Origin of the sequence: Streptomyces sp. NPDC048650 (genome assembly GCF_043199095.1) — a bacterium.
Taxonomy (GTDB): Bacteria; Actinomycetota; Actinomycetes; order Streptomycetales; family Streptomycetaceae; genus Streptomyces.
Genome location: NZ_JBICVM010000004.1, coordinates 164,295 through 181,240 on the forward strand (window position 1 = coordinate 164,295; position 16,946 = coordinate 181,240).

The following is a 16,946-nucleotide window of genomic DNA, read 5'->3' on the forward strand; positions in this document are numbered from 1 at the left end:
CGGCGGGCGTGCCGGTGCCGTGCGATGTGGTGTGGTGTGTGGTCCCCTCGATCATGGCGATCAATCTATGGTGCTGCGCCACGCGCGGTCAGCCGGCCCCCGGCGGGAGCGGTCGGGCGCGGTCCGGGTCGAGGAGCGGGGCGAGCAGATCGCCGTCGCGGGCGAGGCGGGGCGCGATGTCGCCGAAGCGGAAGGTGAGTTGGGCCGGTTCGGTGCAGGCGGCGATCTCGTCCCAGGTGACGGGGGCGGAGACGGTGGGGAGGGAGCGGGCACGCAGGGTGTAGGCGACCGCGGTGGTCTTGGCCGCGGCGTTCTGCGAGAAGTCGATGAAGACCTTGCCGGGGCGCAGTGCCTTGGTCATTTTGTGCAGGACGAGATCCGGCAGGGCCGTCTGCGCCTCGATGGCGAGGCTCCTGGCGTAGGCGGTGGCCCGCTCCGAGGGGGCCGGCTCGATGGGCACGATGAGGTGCAGGCCCTTGGAGCCGCTGGTCTTCGCGTGGGCGTCGAGCCCGTCGGCCGCGAGCCGGTCGCGCAGCCACCGGGCCGCGGTGCAGCACTCGACGACGGTGGCCGGTTCCCCGGGGTCGAGGTCGAACACGAGGCGGTCGGCGGTGCCCGGTGTCCGGCAGGTCCACTGCGGTGCGTGCAGCTCGACGACCAGGTTCGCGGCCCAGACCAGCGCGGCGAGGTCCTGCAGCAGGACCTGGCGGGTGGGGCCGGAGGTCGTATGGGGCACCTCGCAGGTCTGCACCCATGAGGGAGTGCCGGGCGGGACGTTCTTGGTGAAGAAGCGCTGGCCGCCGGGTCCGTCGGGGTAGCGCAGAAAGGAGAGCGGACGGTCGCGGAGGTGCGCGAGGAGCGGGCCGGCGGTGACGGTGCAGTAGTGGACCAGCTCGCCCTTGGTCGTGCCGGTCTCGGGATGGATGACCTTGTCGAGGTTGGTCAGCGAGAGGCGCCGCCCCTCCACATCGGTGATCGGCGACATACGATGAGAATCCCACAGATCCCCACACAAGGGATGACGTATGCGTTCCATCTGGAATGGCTCCATCACCTTTGGCCTGGTCACCATCCCCGTGAAGATGTACAGCGCGACCGAGCGGACCTCCTCGGTCTCCTTCGTACGCATTCACGAGGCGGACGGTGCACAGATCCGGTACCGCAAGATCTGCGAGCTGGACGGGGAAGAGGTGCCGAACGAAGAGGTCGGCAAGGGCTATCAGGCGCCCGGTGACGACACCATCGTGCAGATCACCGACGAGGACCTCGCCCGGCTGCCGATGCCGACCGCCAAGACGCTGGCGATCCTGGCGTTCGTCGACCCCGCCGAGATCGACCCCCTCCAGATGGACAAGGCCTACTACCTGGGGCCGAACGGCTCCTCCGCCGTCAAGCCGTACACGGTGCTGCGGGAGGCCCTGGAGCACCGGCGGAAGGCCGCGATCGGCAAGGTGGCGATCCGCGGCCGGGAGTCGCTGGCCATGCTGCGCGCACACGACGGGGCGCTCGTGATGCATTCGCTGCTGTGGCCCGACCAGCTGCGCCCGGCGGCCGGGGCGGGCCCCGGCGCCGACGTCAGGATCCGCGAGAATGAGCTCACGCTCGCCGAGACGCTGATGGACTCCCTGGGCGAGCTGGACCCCGCCGAGCTCCACGACGAGTACCGCGAGGCCGTCGAACAGCTCGCCGCCCAGAAGCTGTCCGGCAGGACACTGGCCACCGCGGCCACCACGGGCTCCGGCGGCCAGGTCATCGATCTGACGGCCGCGCTGGAGAAGAGCGTCGCGGCGGCCCGGGGCACCGGCGGAGCAGAAGCGGATCGCGAGGCGTCCGTCACGCCGATCCGGGGGCGACGGACGGCGAAGCGGACGGCGGCGAAGAAGACGACGGCGAAGAAGAGCGGCACGGCGGAGGCCGCGGCCGAGAAGAGCGCCCCGAAGAAGACGGCGGCAGCGAAGACCACGGCCAAGAAGGCCGCGGCCGAGAAGACGGGGGCGAGGAGAACGGCGGCGAAGAAGGCCACCGAGAAGATGGCCCCCGAGAAGAAGCCGGCGACGGCCGGGAAGCGCACCGGCAAGTCCGCCGCGAGCTCCGCGAAGGGCACCACCGGGGCGGCTCGGGCCACCGCCAAGAAGGCCCCGGCGAAAAAGACGGGCAAGAAGGCATCGGCGTGATCCGGGGCACCTGGGCTCCCGCCCGGCCTAGAGTCGTGTCATGGCTTCAGACGAGGGGACGACCACCCGCATCGACAGCTGGCTCTGGTCGGTACGGCTCATCAAGACGCGGTCGGCGGCCACCACGGCCTGCCGCGCGGGGCACGTACGCGTCAACGGCGACCGGGTGAAGGCCGCTCATGCGGTGCGCGGCGGCGACGAGGTGCGGCTGCGTCACGGCGGCCGGGAGCGCATCGTGGTCGTTGCCAAGGTGATCCGCAAGCGGGTGGGCGCGTCCGTCGCCGCCGAGTGCTTCGTCGACAACAGCCCGCCGCCCCCGCCGCGCGAGGAGACGCCCGTCGCCGCGCACCGTGACCGTGGCGCCGGCCGCCCCACCAAGCGCGACCGCCGTGAGATCGAGCAGCTGATGTTGCGCGGCCGGTAGCCCTGGGATACGCGGCCGGTGGCCGGGGCGGGCGAGGCCGCCGGTCCGGTCTACGCCGGCAGCAGGGCGTCCACGTAGAGCCACCGGCCGTCCTCGCGGACGAACCGGCTGTTCTCGTACTGGCTCCCGGCCCTGCCCTGCAGCGTGTAGTGGGCGCGGAACTCCACCGTGCCCTCGGTGTGGAAGGCGCTGCCGCCGGTGGCGCCGAGGATCTCCAGGCCGGTCCACCGCTGGCCCGAGTCCAATTCCAGGCCGGCGGGCCGGGTCGTCGGGTGCCAGGTCCGCAGCAGGTATCCGTCGTCCCCGACGACGAAGGCGCTGTAGCGCGAGCGCATCAGCCGCTCCGCGCTGGGGGCGGCGGCGCGCCCGTCGTGGCAGGCGCCGCAGCAGTCGCGGTAGGTCTCGTCGCGTCCGCAGGGGCAGGGCGAGGCGGGGGTCACGGCGGGCCGGCGGGGCGTTTTCTTCTTCGACACCCCCCGATTGTGCCGGAGGGCGCGGGAGCTCCCGGTGGCGGGATCCGGGCACGACACGCGAAGCACAGTTCGAGGCGACGCGCCCTGTGGGCGGGGCCCGTTTGGGGGGTTTCAACGATAAATCACCCATTCGCAGCTTTTGATGGCTTGATACTTGCTGTGAGGCTGGAAGAACTCATGGTGATCGTCCCCACCACCCAGGAGAGAACCCCCATGATTCTGTCCATTTCCGGCGTCATCCTGCTCGGCGTCATCGTCTTCCTGTTCTTCCGCAAGGACGGCCTCAAGTGGTCCCACGCGCTGGTCTGTGCGCTCTTCGGGTTCTACCTCGCGGGCTCCGCCATCGCGCCCAGCATCAAGGCCGGCGGCGCCAGCCTCGCGGGCCTCCTGAGCGGGCTGAAGATCTAGCCCGCTCCACCGCCCCGGCTCGCCCCACACGTCGAGCCGTCACGACCGCAGCACGAGCAACAGGAGACAGATGTGGCCCGGCGCCCCCTGCCCCGCATCCTGACCGACAGCGCTTCCCTCGCGCGCAGCAGAGACATCGCGCGCACTGCCGCCGACAGCGCCTCCGATGTGTTCCATCCGCTGATCACCATCAGCCGTGGACTGCGCCGGCTGGCAGCGAACGGCAGACAGCGCTGGGATGCGACCCCCAAGGATCGCCGGAGTCCACTGTTCTTCTCCGTTGCCGCGTGCCTGGTGGCCGTGGCGCTGGTGCCATACGGGCCGCTGCTCGCAGCCATCGCGGTGATGGCGGCGGCGGCCTGGGCGGGCCGGGACCACACGCCGGCGGAGACCGGCCCCAGTGAGGCCGAGGCGGAGCGGCTGCAGGCGCTGTACGACGCGCTCGTGCCGTACTTCTCCGCCGACGGCGACCCCAGCCCCCTCTACGCCCACGGCGGTGAGTGGGACCAGTCCTTCACCGAGTACGGCTTCGACGACGACGGACGGCTGGAGCACCTGCAGCTGAAGTACCCGGCGTACTTCACCGATGGCGAGGACCTGTCCCGGTCCCGCGTCGAGCAGGTGCTGCACGCCAAGTCCGGCCGTGGCCGCGAGTACCACTTCGCCTGGGACGAGGCGGCCAATCAGCTGGTGCTCAGCGTCCTGAGTGCGCTGCCCACGGACATCGCGGCGCAGGAGTTCATCGTCTCGCCGGGCGAGACGGTCCTCGGGTTCACCGACCCGGACGCGGTCCAGCGGACCCTGCCGGTCGTCCAGGACGACGAGTCGCAGGATGTGCCACCGGTGGTCTGGCGTACCGGACTGCGGTCCACCGAGCCGCATCTGCTCGCCCTGGGCCGGCCGGGGACGGGCGGCACGACGCTGCTGCGGTCCATCGCGCTGCAGGCGCTGGCCGACGGCGATGTGCTGGTCATCGACGGCAGCGGCACCGGGGAGTTCGCGTGCCTGGCCGGACGCTGCGGGGTGCTGGGGGTGGAGAGCGGCCTCGCGGGGGCGCGGGCGACACTGGAGTGGGCCGCGCACGAGACCGAGCGGCGGCTGATCTCGGCGAACCGGGCGCGGCAGGCCGGCATGTCCCCGCCGGAGGACACCCGGCGGCCGCTGTGGATCATCGCGGACCGCCCGACCACGCTCGCCCATCTCGCGGCCGCCGAGGGCCGGGAGGATCCGCAGCGGCTGTTGCAGGTGCCGCTGCGGCACGGCGGGGCGGCCAACGTCACCGTCGTCGTGGCCGATCAGCTCGAGAGCGTGGACCTGCTGAGCGACACCGTGCGGGCCCACACCCGGGCGCGGGTCGTCCTGGGGCCGGCGTCGGCGGAGGCGGTGCGCTCCGTGCTCGGGGCGCCGCCGTCCACCACGCCGACGGACGACGTACCGCCCGGCCGCGGGTATGCACGCCTCGGGAGCGGCCCGGTACTGCGGCTCCAGGTGCCGGCCACCCCCGACCCGTTCGACGAGGCGACCAGCGAGGCCCACCGGCAGGCCGTGCTGGCGCTGCTGCCGGAGCGGACGCCTCCGATGACCATGTCGACGTCCTTCGCCAAGCCCGCCCTCACACCCGCGCCCGCACCCGCGGCGGACGAGGCCACCCCGTTGAGCACGAGCACGCAGATCGCGACCGTCAACGGCGGCGGCACGCTCGCGGTCAACGGATCGGAGGCCGCACACTTCGAGGGCTGAGGCCCCCGCGGAACCGACGGCCCGTCAGGCGACGAACAGATGGCGCGCTTCGGTCTCGACGGGGGCGCCGGAGGCCACCAGGCGCGCGGCGCCCGCCAGCCGTACGGCGGCCTCCTCGGCGACCGCGCCGTTGACCGTGAACGGGAGCCGCACAAAGCCTTCGAAGGCGCCGTCGACGCCGAACCGCGGGCCGGACGGTACACGCACCCCGAGCCGCTCCCCCGCCTCGGCGATGCGGGATCCGGACAGGCCGCCCGTCCGGGCCCAGAGGGTGAGGCCGCCGCGCGGCACGCTGAACTCCCAGTCCGGCAGGTGCCGGCCGAGCGCGGCGACGATCGCCGCGCGGTTCTCGCGGGCCTGCTCGCGGCGGACCTCGACGGCGGCCTCCCAGCCCTCGCCCCGCAGCAGCGAGGCGATGGCGAGCTGTTCGAGCACCGGTGAGCCCAGGTCGGAGTAGGCGCGGGCGGCGATCAGGGTGCGGATGATGTCCGGGGCGGCGCGCACCCAGCCGATCCGCATCCCGGCCCAGAACGCCTTGCTGGCCGAGCCGACGGTGATCACGGCGCTGCCCCCGGGGTCGAAGGCACAGACGGGACGCGGGGGGTCGGGATCCTCGTCCAGGTGCAGTTCGGCCATGGTTTCGTCGACGACGAGCAGCGTGCCGGCCGACCGCGCGGCGTCGACGAGGCGGCGGCGCTGGTCGTCGGTGGCCAGGGTGCCCGTGGGGTTGTGGAAATCGGCGACGACATAGGCCATCCGGGGCGCCGCGTCGCGCATCACCTGTCGCCACAGGGGGACGTCCCAGCCGGCCAGCCGCTCCCCCAGGGCGACGGGGACGAGCCGGGCGCCGGCGTCCCGCATCAGCTGCAGGATGTTGGCGTACGACGGGGAGTCGACGGCCACCCGTTCGCCGGGGCTCGTACACAGCCGACAGATCGCGGCGACCGCGCCCATCGCGCCCGTGGTCACCATGATCTGCTCGGGCATGGTGGGGATGCCGCGCGCGGTGTAGCGGTCGGCGAGGGCCTGGCGCAGGACGGGGAGTCCGGCCGGGTAGTCGCCGTGGGTGTGGGCGTAGAGCGGCAGGTCGGCCATGGCGCCCTGCACGGCGCGGGTCAGCCAGGGTTCCGGGGCCGGGAGGGCGGCGCAGCCGAGGTCGATGATCGAGCCGGCGGCCTCCGGCGGCAGCGGTTCCAGGGCCCGGGTGGGCAGCGGATTCCCCGCCGGGACCGCGGTCCAACTGCCCGAGCCCCGGCGGGACTCCAGGAAGCCTTCGGCGCGCAGCGCCTCGTAGGCGGCGGCAACGGTGGTGCGGCTGACCCCGAAGGCCGCGGCCAGCTCCCGCTCGGCGGGAAGCCGGGCGGCGACGGGCACCCGTCCCTCCAGGACGAGGAGACGGACGCCGTCGGCGAGGCTGCGGTAGGCGGGCAACCGGCGCCCGGCGGCCGTGAGTTCGGCGTCCCGCGGGTCCTGCGACCGGAGCAGCCGGGCGAGTTGGGGTGCACCCACCGCCGAAGTCCACTGAGCCATGGAAATCAGTCCACCTTCGCCGAATTGGCTCTACTTCCCGAGTTCGTACCGGCCACATGGTGTCATGCGTCAGTCCAATTCTGCCAGGAGGGGAAAGAGTCGTGTCCATCACCCGGGAAACCGCCATTCCGAGGGCGCTGCTGCCGCGCCGGCTCGGCCAGCTCTACACGGGACTCGTGCTGTACGGCGTGAGCATGGGCCTGATGCTGCGGGCCGACCTCGGACTGGAGCCGTGGAGCGTCCTCAACCAGGGCATCTCGCGCCATACGGGGCTGACGATCGGCACCGTCACCATCGTCTCCGGTGCGCTGATCCTGCTGCTGTGGATCCCGCTGCGCCAGCGTCCTGGGCTGGGGACGGTGTCGAATGTGGTGATTCTCGGGGTGGTCATGGACGCGACGCTGGCGCTGGTGCCCGAGCTGCACGCGCTCGGCGCCCGGATTCCACTGCTGGCCTTCGCCGTGATCCTCAACGGCTCCGCGACCGGCCTGTACATCTCCGCCCGCTTCGGCCCCGGCCCGCGCGACGGCCTGATGACCGGCCTCCACCTGCGGACCGGCCGTCCGGTGCGGCTGGTGCGGACCTGCATCGAGGTGACCGTACTGGCGGTGGGCTTCGCGCTCGGCGGCTCCCTCGGAGCCGGCACGGTCGTGTACGCGCTGGCCATCGGGCCGCTGGCGCAGTTCTTCCTCCGGCGCTTCGCGATCAAGGGCCTGTCCGAGCCGCCGTCGCAGGTGGTGGCCCGCGGAGGGGCGTCAACCGAGCGCGCAATACTGCAGAAGTGACCTCAGCGATACGCATCCGCCACGCCTATCTCGACCACCCCACCCCGCTCGCCTTCGCCCACCGGGGCGGCGCCGCCGACGGGCTGGAGAACACCGCCGTCGCCTTCCGGCGCGCGGTGGATCTCGGCTACCGCTATCTGGAGACCGACGTCCACGCCACCTCGGACGGGGAACTCGTCGCGTTCCACGACGCGACCCTCGACCGCGTCACCGACACCCGCGGAAGGATCGAACGGCTCCCCTGGCGGGCGGTGCGCGGGGCCCGGGTCGGCGGACGGGAGCCGCTGCCGCTCTTCGCCGAGCTGCTGGAGGAGTTCCCCGAGGCACGGTGGAACATCGACATCAAGGCGGATGCCGCACTCGCCCCGCTGCTGGACCTGCTGGAGCGCACCGGCGCCTGGGACCGGGTGTGCGTGGGATCGTTCTCGGAGGCTCGGGTGGCCCGGGCGCAGCGGCTGGCGGGGGCGCGGCTGGCGACCTCCCTCGGCATCCGTGGGGTGGCCGGTCTGCGGATGCGCTCCTACGGGCGCGGCGCGGTGCCGCTGGACCGGCTGCTGGGCGCGGCGGTGCGGCGCAACGCGGTGTGCGTCCAGGTTCCCGAACGACAGTCCGGCATCCCCGTCGCCGACCGCCTGTTCCTGCGCGCCGCGCGTGCACTGGGCATGCAGGTCCATGTGTGGACGGTCAACGATGCGGATCGGATGAGGGCGCTGCTGGACCTCGGCGTGGATGGCATCATGACCGATCAGATCGACACATTGCGCGGGGTGCTGACCGAGCAGGGCTCCTGGGTCTGACCGCCCGGTGCCGGTTCGCGACGGCGACGGGGACAGGAAGACGGGGGTGGGCGCGGTGAGCGCGCAGGCCGTGATCGGGGACGTCGAAGGGGATGCGGCGGCCAGACGCCGGGAACAGCGCGGCTGGTACTGGTACGACTGGGCCAACAGCGTCTACTCGACGAGCGTGCTGACCGTCTTCCTCGGGCCCTATCTGACATCGGTGGCCAAGGCCGCCGGGGACGCCGACGGTTTCGTGCACCCGCTGGGCATACCGGTGCGGGCGGGGTCCTTCTTCGCGTACTCGGTGTCGGCGTCGCTGCTGCTGTCGGTGCTGGCGATGCCGGTGGCCGGTGCCCTGGTGGACCGGACCGGCCGCAAGAAGCCGATGCTGGGCGTCTGCGCGTACACCGGGGCCGCGGCGACCGGGGGGATGTACTTCCTCGGCGGCGAGCGCTATCTGCTCGGCGGGGCGCTGCTGATCGTCGCGAACGTCTGCTTCGTGGTGTCGATGATGCTCTACAACTCCTTCCTGCCGCAGATAGCCGAGCCCGAGGAGCGCGACGCGGTCTCCTCCCGGGGCTGGGCGTTCGGCTACGCGGCGGGCGCGCTGGTACTGATCGCCAACCTGGCGCTGTACGCCGGGCACGCCTCCTTCGGCGTCTCCGAGGGGACCGCCGTCCGCATCTGTCTGGCGTCGGCGGGCCTGTGGTGGGGCGCCTTCTCGCTGATACCCCTGCGGCGGCTGCGCGACCGGCGGGCGGCGCGCGCCGCCGCGGCGGACCGGCCGCGCGGCGCAGCGCTCGGCCAGGGTTGGCGCCAGCTCCGCGGAACGCTGCGCGACATGCGCCGCCACCCGCTCACACTCGCCTTCCTGCTCGCCTACCTCGTCTACAACGACGGGGTGCAGACGGTGATCAGCCAGGCGTCGATCTACGGCTCGGAGGAACTCCGGCTGGACCAGACGACGCTGATCGTCGCGGTCCTGCTGGTGCAGGTGCTGGCCGCGGCCGGCGCGCTGGCGATGGGGCGGCTGGCGCGGCGGTACGGCGCCCACCGCACGATCCTGGGCTCGCTGGTGGCCTGGACCCTGACGCTCGCGGCCGGGTACTTCCTGCCGGCAAGGGCGCCCGTGTGGTTCTTCGCGCTGGCGTCGGCGATCGGCCTGGTCCTGGGCGGGAGCCAGGCGCTCTCCCGGTCGCTGTTCTCGCATCTGGTGCCGCGCGGCAAGGAGGCCGAATATTTCTCCGCGTACGAGATGAGCGACCGGGGCGTGAGCTGGCTGGGACCGCTGGTGTTCGGGGTGGCCTACCAGCTGACCGGAAGCTACCGGGACGCCATCGTGTCCCTGGCGGCGTTCTTCGCGGTCGGTTTTGTACTGCTGGCCAGGGTGCCGGTGCGGCGGGCGATCGCGGCGGCGGGCAATCCCGTCCCGGACCTGATTTAGGTTCGGGGGGCGCGGGCCGGTAGTGTACGCCTTTGGCTCACCAGGCGGACCGTTACTGCGCGCTCAACTATGTAAAGCGTTGGGTGACATCTGCTGCCAGATGTGACAAACCGGGCGCTGGTGGGTACAACAAGGGGCGGCACGAAGAGGAACCAAGCGGCGCGCAGCGCCTCCGTCAAGGGCGGTGGTGGGCGACGGGTGGGCGCATGTCCCGGATTACGGGAATCTTCACCGCCGACCGGACGTTGACCGGATGACGACGACAGCGACACCTGTCCTGTGGGCGACAAGCCCGGGAGGCACGATTCATGAGTGAGCGAGCTCTCCGCGGCACGCGACTCGTGGTGACCAGCTACGAGACCGACCGCGGCATCGACCTGGCCCCGCGCCAGGCGGTGGAGTACGCATGCGAGAACGGCCATCGATTTGAGATGCCGTTCTCGGTTGAGGCCGAGATTCCGCCGGAGTGGGAGTGCAAGGTATGCGGTGCACCCTCCCTCCTGGTGGATGGCGACGGCCCCGAGGAGAAGAAGGGCAAGCCGGCGCGTACGCACTGGGACATGCTCATGGAGCGGCGCACCCGCGAGGAGCTCGAGGAGGTGCTGGCCGAGCGGCTGGCAGTCCTGCGCTCCGGCACCATGAACATTGCCGTGCATCCGCGCGACAGCAACCGCAAGTCCGCCTGACAACCGGACTCTGCGCCTGAGAAGTACGCAGCACGAGGGCCGGGGCCACCGCATTGCGCGGTGGCCCCGGCCCTTGCTCGTGGGCGCTCGCCGTCAGCCGGTCAGCGGCGGGTCCTGGCGGCGCGGGGTCGGGGGCTCCTCGTCCCTGATGACCTCGCCCTGGACGACGCGGCCGTCGGGGCGGTGCATACGGGCCTGCTGGAACGCCTCACCGAACGACCCCGGAGGGTAGGCCGCCTTCCTGTTCAGCAGCTTCTGCGTGCGGCGCCGGATCAGCTTCCCGGTCGGCGGGAAGAGGCACAGCAGCCCGGCCGCGTCGGACACCGGCCCCGGCACCATCAGCAGCAGACCGCCGAGCATCACGAGGGCGTTCCCCTGGGACGACGCGCCGCTCCGGTCGGAAGTGCCGCCCTTGGCCGAGGCGCCGCCCTGGTCGGAAGTGCCGCCCGCCCCCGAGGCGCCGCCCTCCGGGGTGGCGGACTCCTCGGACGCTCCGGGGCCGGCCGTCTGCAGGGTCTCGGTGAGGTTGCGCCAGGCACGGCGGCCCGCCCGCTTGATCACCAGGCCGCCGAGCAGCACGCCGGCGACCAGCAGCAGGAAGACCGTGAAACCGCTCGTCGCCCTGGCGATGACGATCAGCAGCCAGACCTCCAGCACCACCCAGGCGGCGACGCCCAGCGGGACGAACCGGCGGGCGCGTGAACGCTGGGGCGGGCGGGGACTCGGCGGTGGCATGGCTCCGAAGGTCATGCCACAAGTGTGCCTGGCCCCGATCTCCGGGCGGTCAGCGGCCGCGGATCTTGTTCACCCGGGTGTCGACGCCCCAGGCCGTGATCCGCCACAGCGCCTCGACCATGATGTCGCGGCTCATCTTGCTGTCCCCCAGCTCCCGGTCGACGAAGGTGATCGGGACCTCGACGACGTGGAAGCCGGCCCGCACCGCGCGGCGGGCGAGGTCGACCTGGAAGCAGTAGCCGGCCGAGGCCACCTCCTCCAGCCCGAGACCGTTGAGCGTCTCGACCCGGAAGGCCCGGAAGCCGCCGGTCACATCGCGGATCGGCACGTCCAGGAGGGCGCGGGAGTAGGCGCTGGCACCGCGGGAGAGGAACTCGCGGCTCTTGGGCCAGTTCACCACCCGCCCGCCGGGCACCCAGCGCGAGCCGAGCACCAGATCGGCGCCCTTGAGGGCGGTGAGCAGCCGCGGCAGCTCTTCCGGCCGGTGGGAGCCGTCGGCGTCCATCTCGACCAGCACGCCGTAGCCGTTGTCCATGCCCCACTGGAAGCCCGCGAGGTAGGCGGCGCCGAGCCCTTCCTTGCCCTGGCGGTGCAGCACGTGGACGTGCTCGTCGTCCGCGGCGAGCTCATCGGCGAACTTGCCGGTGCCGTCGGGACTGTTGTCGTCCGCGATCAACACATGCGCCTCGGGGACGGCGGACCGCACCCGCGAGACGATCGGCTTGATGTTCTCCGCCTCGTTGTACGTCGGGATGATCACCAACGTGGTGCCGAGCGGACCGTATCGCCGCTGACCGCCGTCTGTCACTGCTTCCCCTTCTCGGTCTTCGAACGCCCGCGCCGGCCGGCGACAATCGCGGCGGCACAGGACAGAAGACCCACGATAGCGAGCGCCCACTCGGGTGCCGCACCGACGCGGTCGGCGAGCGTCGTTTCGTCGCGCAGCGGGATCCGTGCGGAGACGACGCCCTGGGTGAATTCGGGGATCTGGTGGGTGACCTTGCCGTCCGGGGCGACCACGGCGCTGATGCCGCTGGTGGCGGCGGTGACCACGGCCCGGCCGTGCTCGACGGCGCGCAGCTTGGACATCGCCAGCTGCTGCTCGGGCTGGCCGGTGCGGCCGTAGGTGGCGTTGTTGGTCTGGATGACCAGGGCACGGGCGCCGGCACCGACGGTGTCGTGCACGATCTCGTCGTACGCGACCTCGAAGCAGATCACGTCGCCCAGCTTGGCGGGGCCGAGGTTCAGCACACCGGTGTGGTTGCCGGGGTAGAAGTCCCGGGGCACCCTCTGGAAGCGCGTGATGATCTTGCTGAGCTGCTCCCGGAAGGGCACGTACTCGCCGAACGGCACCGGGTGCTGCTTGGTGTACGAGGCGCCCGGCCCCTTCTTCGGGTCCCAGACGATGCCCTCGTTGAAGACATAGCCCTTCTTGGAGGGGTGGTCGACCAGGGCACCGACCAGGACGGGAACGCCGATGGCCTTCACCGCCTCGTCGATCCGGTCGTACGCCTGCGGGTACTGGAAGGGGTCGAGGTCGGAGGAGTTCTCCGGCCAGATGACCAGGTCGGGCTTCTTGGCCCGGCCCGCCTTGATGTCGGCGGCGAGCTTCTCGGTGGCCGTGGCGTGGTTGTCGAGGATCTTCATGGGGCGGCCCAGGAAGTCCATGCCGGCCTGCTGGACGTTGCCCTGGACCACGGCGATGTTCGCGCTGTCGTCCGCCTTCGTCGGGACGGGCACCAGCGCGCCCGCGACGGTGACGGCGGCTGCCAGGCCGAACGCCTCCAGTGCGGGGACCGCCTTGCGCAGCGAGCCGGAGGTGCGCAGGCCCCACAGCGCGGCGGCGCAGACGGCCAGCAGCGTGCCGGCCAGCGCGACGGCGAAAGTCACCAGCGGGGCGCCGCCGAGCGCGGCGAGCGGGGTGAACGGCGAACCGGTGTTGGCGAACGCCAGCCGCCCCCAGGGAAAGCCGCCGAACGGCAGCCGGTCGCGGGCCCACTCCTCGGCGACCCACAGACATGCGGCCCACAGCGGCCAGGCGGGCAGCCGGGAGGTGCCGGCCAGCGCCGCGCCCAGGGCCGCCAGGAACAGCGCCTCGGCGACGGAGAGCCCGAACACCGCGTCCCAGCCGACCACATGCAGCCACTTGAGCAGGATCCCGAAGAACGGCAGCCCGAAGGCGAAGCCGGTCCAGGCGCCCTGGCGCACCGTCCGGCCGCGGGTCAGCAGGGACAGCGCGGCCACGCCCACCAGGGACAGCGGCCACAGGTCGTACGGCGGGAAGGCGAGGCCGAGGACGACGCCGGAGACGACCGCCAGCACGGTGCGCGGCGCTTCTCTGCGAGCCGACGAGGCGAGGCGGCGGAGGCGGCCGGGCCGGCGGGGCATGTCGGTCACATCCGTCTCGGCACCCGGATCCGGGCCGTCGGGCGAGGCGCCGCTGACGGCTTCGTCGAGGGTGTCGGAGCCCGATGACACGGTCGTGGCCTTCCTGCAGGTCGTGCGGTCGTGAGCTGACCGTACCTCGGGAGGGCGCAATCGCGGGGGTCAGGTGCGCAGGACGGAAGCGCACCGAGGCGGCGAGCGGTGCGGATAGGGGCCCGGTGCCCTTCGGGCCGACCTGGGACCCGCTGGCTGCGGGTCGACCGAAAGCCGTTGTCTACTGAGCGTCCGGGCCCCACCCGGGTCGCACCTGCCGACCGGCTGAGACGTTCCGTCGTGTCGTGCCGCTGACGCTGGACCTGGCTCCCAGTGGCGGTGCGCCGGTGTGGCGCCCCGTCCCATGGCCCAGCTGCGTGCGACGACTGCGCGGAGGTCTCGCGATCGGACGTCCTGTGGTGGACTCGGCCGAACCTACCGGCCGCCGACCGCCTGCTGTCAACAGGTGCCCCGCCTGCGTCGTTTTCGCGTCGTCCCAGGTCACCGGCGAGCGTGCCCAGGTGGGGCAAGCGGCTGCATGCGCGCCGTTCCGCGAGACCTGCCCGCCCGATGTCACTCGATCGGCCGCGCGAAGACGGTACGTCCTGCGACGACCGTGGTCAGGCACTGCGGAAGGTCGCTGCCGGGCGTCAGATCGGGCAGGCCGGGGGTGCCGGAGCGGGGGTCGGTGGACCAGCGCTCCACCCGCTCGTCGGGGGCCTGGACGATGAGTTCGCCGGTGTGCCAGACCGCGTAGTCGGCGGGCGCGCCGGGGACCAGGACCCCCGCGTCGTCCCGGCCGACGGCACGCCAGCCGCCGCGGGTGTGGGCGGTGAAGGCGGCGCGGGCGGAGATGCCGTGGGCGCGGGTGCGGTGGAAGACGGCGGCGCGCAGGGTGCCCCAGGGGTCGAGCGGGGTGACCGGGCTGTCGGATCCGAGGGCGAGCGGGACACCGGCCTTGAGCAGGGCGGCGTACGGGTTGAGGGTGGCGGCCCGATCGGTGCCCAGTCGGGCGGCGTACATGCCTTCCGCGCCGCCCCAGGCCGCGTCGAAGGCGGGCTGGACGGAGGCGGTCAGGGCGAGGTCGGCGAAGCCGGCGACGGTGGCGTCGGTGAGCATTTCGGCGTGTTCGACGCGGTGCCGGGCGGCCCGGATCCGGTCCAGGCCGACGCGCTCGGCGGCGGCGCGAACGCCGTCGACCACGGTGCTCAGCGCGGCGTCGCCGATGGCGTGGAACCCGGCCTGGAGCCCCGCTTCGGTACAGGCGGCGACATGGGCCGCGACGGCCGCGGTGTCGAGGTGCCCGGCGCCGCAGTGGCCGGCGTCCGCGTACGGGGCGTGCAGGTGTGCGGTGTGCGAGCCGAGGGAGCCGTCCGCGAAGAGGTCGCCGGCCGCTCCGATGGCGCCGAGCTCCCGGATCCGTTCGGCGTCCTTTGCGGATGCGATCAGCTCGGCCCAGTAGCCGACCACCCGCGGCCCGTTCCCGTCCGCCGCCAGGGCCAGCAGCGCGGTGAAGTCGTCCTCGCCGGAGATCTGGGGCCCGGCGCACTCATGGATGCTGCCGATACCGAGGGAGGCCGCGCGGGCGAGCGCCGCGGCCTGGGCGTCGGCGCGCTGGGCGGGGGTGACGGTGGCGTACGCGGCCTGCCGAACGGCGTGGTGGGCGTCGCGGGTCAGGGGAGCGTCGGCATGGAACCCGGGGAGCTCGCGGACAGCGGGGACCAGGTCGAGCAGTGCCGTCGTCACGACCGCGGAGTGCACGTCGACCCGGGTGAGATAGAGGGGCCGGCCGCCGGTGGCCGCGTCCAGCTCCGCGCGGGAGGGCGGACGGCCTTCGGGCCAGGCGCTGGCGTCCCAGCCGTGGCCGAGCAGGATCCGGTCGGTGGGGCGGGCAGCGGCGTACTCGCGGATCCGGGCGAGCGCGTCGGGGAGTGTGGCGGCGCCGGAGAGGTCCAGGCCGGTGAGCGCGAGGCCGGTCGCCGTGGTGTGCACATGTGCGTCCGTGAACGCCGGGGTGACCAGTGCGCCGTCGAGCCGTACGACCTCATCGACGCCGTCGGCGAAGGAATCGGCCGCGCCCTCTTCCCCCACCCAGGCGATGCGGTCGCCCTCCACCACCATGGCGGTGGCGAAAGGATCCGCTGGGCTGTGCACCTCGCCGCCGCGCAGCAGGACGGTACGGGGCCGGGTGGGAGTGGGGGTGCGCTCGCTCATACCGGACAGTTTGACCCCTTCGCGCAGGTGGGCAGCGCGCGGGGGGCGATTGCCGGTCAGATCCGCGGCGGCCGGGCCTCGTACGGGGTGGAGAGCACGACCGTGGTGCGGGTGGAGACGCCGGCCAGCGTACGGATGCGGGTGAGCAGGTGCTCCAGCTCCAGCGGGGTGGCGACCCGGACCTTGAGGATGTAGTTCTCGTCGCCCGCGACGCTGTGGCATGCCTCCAGCTCGGGCACCTCGGCGAGCCGGTCGGCGATGTCGTCCGGGGCGCTGGGGTCGAAGGGTTTGACCGAGATGAAGGCCGTCAGCGGCAGGCCCACGGCTTCGGGGTCCACGATGGCGGCATAGCCTCGGATGACACCGCGCTGCTCGAGACGGCGCACGCGCTGGTGCACCGCCGAGGTGGACAGGCCGGTGGCCTTGCCCAGGTCGGTGTAGCTCATCCGCCCGTCCTTGACGAGCAGATCCACGATTTGTCGGTCCAACTCCTCCACCCGCTCAACCTACTGTGCCCGGCCCCGGATGCGCAGCGCGCGCCGGATCGTGGACACCTCCGCGCCGGCTCATGTGAGGAATGCCACACTCGTGAACCCGTGTCCGCGGAGTGGCGGTGATTATGCGCGCGGCATGAAGGGAAATGCTGGTGGTGGCCGGGACCGCCCGTACAGGAAGTCAGCGGTCCGAGTGGGCCCACCCGAGGGGGATGGACATCATGCGACGCCTCAAGCAGGAATCCGCTGCGCCGACCGTCGACGCCCAGGAGGGCGACAGTCTCGGCTTCTCCGGCGACGACGGCAGGTACGACACCGTCGAGACCTTCGACATCTACCGCGTGACCTGCCCGGACTGCGGGCAGCCGATCGCCCTGCTGGCGGACGAGGACACGCTGCCGGAGCACGCCCTGTGCCCCACGCCGTGGAATCCGTTCGGCCTGACGGTCTGCCAGGGCTCCGGCCGGGCGGCGACCGAGGCACCGGACGCCGACGACACGATGGACGCTCAGGAGCGGGACGTGGCCGTCCTGTTGACGCTTCCGGAGAGCCTCGACTGGCGCCGTCAGCCCTTCTCGCACATCGCGGGCGCCGGCACGTCGAGCCGGGTGCCGCAGATGCGCCCCGGGGCCTGACCTCCCC

General features: G+C 72.4%; 17 protein-coding genes. 9 read left to right on the forward strand and 8 right to left on the reverse strand.

All coding sequences use genetic code 11. The features are described from left to right. Nucleotides 1-88 precede the first annotated feature (88 nt). A complete protein-coding gene (gene ligD, locus ACGFML_RS13185) occupies nt 89-985 on the reverse strand; it encodes a non-homologous end-joining DNA ligase (protein WP_393543037.1) in 897 nt (298 codons plus the stop codon). Between the two features lie 40 nt (nt 986-1,025). On the opposite strand from ligD, the gene ACGFML_RS13190 reads away from it, so the two are divergent. Continuing rightward, nucleotides 1,026-2,174, forward strand: coding sequence for a Ku protein (locus ACGFML_RS13190; RefSeq protein ID WP_393543039.1), 1,149 nt, complete (start codon nt 1,026-1,028; stop codon nt 2,172-2,174). A 40-nt stretch (nt 2,175-2,214) separates the two neighbouring features. Beyond that, nucleotides 2,215-2,598: an RNA-binding S4 domain-containing protein gene (locus tag ACGFML_RS13195; protein ID WP_393543041.1), complete on the forward strand. Its 384-nt coding sequence runs from the start codon at nt 2,215-2,217 to the stop codon at nt 2,596-2,598. Nucleotides 2,599-2,648: 50 nt separating this feature from the next. Here ACGFML_RS13195 and ACGFML_RS13200 read toward each other — a convergent pair whose 3' ends face one another. Continuing rightward, a complete protein-coding gene (locus ACGFML_RS13200; RefSeq protein ID WP_393543043.1) occupies nt 2,649-3,071 on the reverse strand; it encodes a YchJ family protein in 423 nt (140 codons plus the stop codon). A gap of 213 nt (nt 3,072-3,284) precedes the next feature. Here ACGFML_RS13200 and ACGFML_RS13205 point away from each other — a divergent pair, with 213 nt between their 5' ends. Together ACGFML_RS13205 and ACGFML_RS13210 are read left to right on the forward strand one after the other, a co-directional pair. Continuing rightward, nucleotides 3,285-3,479, forward strand: coding sequence for a hypothetical protein (locus ACGFML_RS13205; RefSeq protein WP_393543045.1), 195 nt, complete (start codon nt 3,285-3,287; stop codon nt 3,477-3,479). Nucleotides 3,480-3,551: 72 nt separating this feature from the next. Beyond that, entirely contained in the window at nt 3,552-5,219 is a 1,668-nt protein-coding gene (locus ACGFML_RS13210) for an ATP-binding protein (RefSeq protein WP_393543047.1), read from the forward strand. A gap of 24 nt (nt 5,220-5,243) precedes the next feature. Here the strand turns inward: ACGFML_RS13210 and ACGFML_RS13215 are convergent, their stop codons facing one another. Beyond that, nucleotides 5,244-6,749, reverse strand: a complete 1,506-nt coding sequence (locus tag ACGFML_RS13215; RefSeq protein WP_393543049.1) for a PLP-dependent aminotransferase family protein — start codon at nt 6,747-6,749, stop codon at nt 5,244-5,246. Between the two features lie 107 nt (nt 6,750-6,856). Between ACGFML_RS13215 and ACGFML_RS13220 the strand changes: the two genes are divergently transcribed. The 4 genes from ACGFML_RS13220 to ACGFML_RS13235 all read left to right on the forward strand — a co-directional run bounded on the left by ACGFML_RS13220 (nt 6,857) and on the right by ACGFML_RS13235 (nt 10,443). Further along, complete coding sequence (locus ACGFML_RS13220) at nt 6,857-7,534, forward strand: YitT family protein (protein ID WP_393543757.1); 678 nt, start codon at nt 6,857-6,859, stop codon at nt 7,532-7,534. Further along, a complete protein-coding gene (locus ACGFML_RS13225; RefSeq protein WP_393543050.1) occupies nt 7,531-8,331 on the forward strand; it encodes a glycerophosphodiester phosphodiesterase in 801 nt (266 codons plus the stop codon). The genes ACGFML_RS13220 and ACGFML_RS13225 overlap by 4 nt, the downstream gene beginning before the upstream one ends. A 55-nt stretch (nt 8,332-8,386) precedes the next feature. Beyond that, nucleotides 8,387-9,757 (forward strand): MFS transporter, encoded by a 1,371-nt coding sequence (locus ACGFML_RS13230; RefSeq protein ID WP_393543052.1) that lies wholly within the window; start codon nt 8,387-8,389, stop codon nt 9,755-9,757. 308 nt (nt 9,758-10,065) lie between these two features. Then, the gene (locus tag ACGFML_RS13235) at nt 10,066-10,443 is read left to right on the forward strand and encodes an RNA polymerase-binding protein RbpA (RefSeq protein WP_030080286.1); all 378 of its coding nucleotides are present in this window, start codon (nt 10,066-10,068) and stop codon (nt 10,441-10,443) included. 93 nt (nt 10,444-10,536) lie between these two features. Here ACGFML_RS13235 and ACGFML_RS13240 read toward each other — a convergent pair whose 3' ends face one another. The 5 genes from ACGFML_RS13240 to ACGFML_RS13260 form a co-directional block, all read right to left on the reverse strand. Further along, entirely contained in the window at nt 10,537-11,193 is a 657-nt protein-coding gene (locus tag ACGFML_RS13240) for an FxsA family protein (RefSeq protein ID WP_393543054.1), read from the reverse strand. Between the two features lie 34 nt (nt 11,194-11,227). After that, nucleotides 11,228-11,986 (reverse strand): polyprenol monophosphomannose synthase, encoded by a 759-nt coding sequence (locus tag ACGFML_RS13245; protein ID WP_393543056.1) that lies wholly within the window; start codon nt 11,984-11,986, stop codon nt 11,228-11,230. Beyond that, nucleotides 11,983-13,656: an apolipoprotein N-acyltransferase gene (lnt, locus tag ACGFML_RS13250; protein WP_393543058.1), complete on the reverse strand. Its 1,674-nt coding sequence runs from the start codon at nt 13,654-13,656 to the stop codon at nt 11,983-11,985. Before lnt ends, ACGFML_RS13245 begins: the two co-directional genes overlap by 4 nt. A gap of 513 nt (nt 13,657-14,169) precedes the next feature. Further along, nucleotides 14,170-15,810, reverse strand: a complete 1,641-nt coding sequence (locus tag ACGFML_RS13255; protein ID WP_393543060.1) for an amidohydrolase — start codon at nt 15,808-15,810, stop codon at nt 14,170-14,172. Between the two features lie 56 nt (nt 15,811-15,866). Next, a complete protein-coding gene (locus tag ACGFML_RS13260; RefSeq protein WP_026170119.1) occupies nt 15,867-16,307 on the reverse strand; it encodes an Lrp/AsnC family transcriptional regulator in 441 nt (146 codons plus the stop codon). Between the two features lie 209 nt (nt 16,308-16,516). Here ACGFML_RS13260 and ACGFML_RS13265 point away from each other — a divergent pair, with 209 nt between their 5' ends. Continuing rightward, entirely contained in the window at nt 16,517-16,939 is a 423-nt protein-coding gene (locus ACGFML_RS13265; protein ID WP_393543062.1) for a hypothetical protein, read from the forward strand. Nucleotides 16,940-16,946 lie beyond the last annotated feature (7 nt).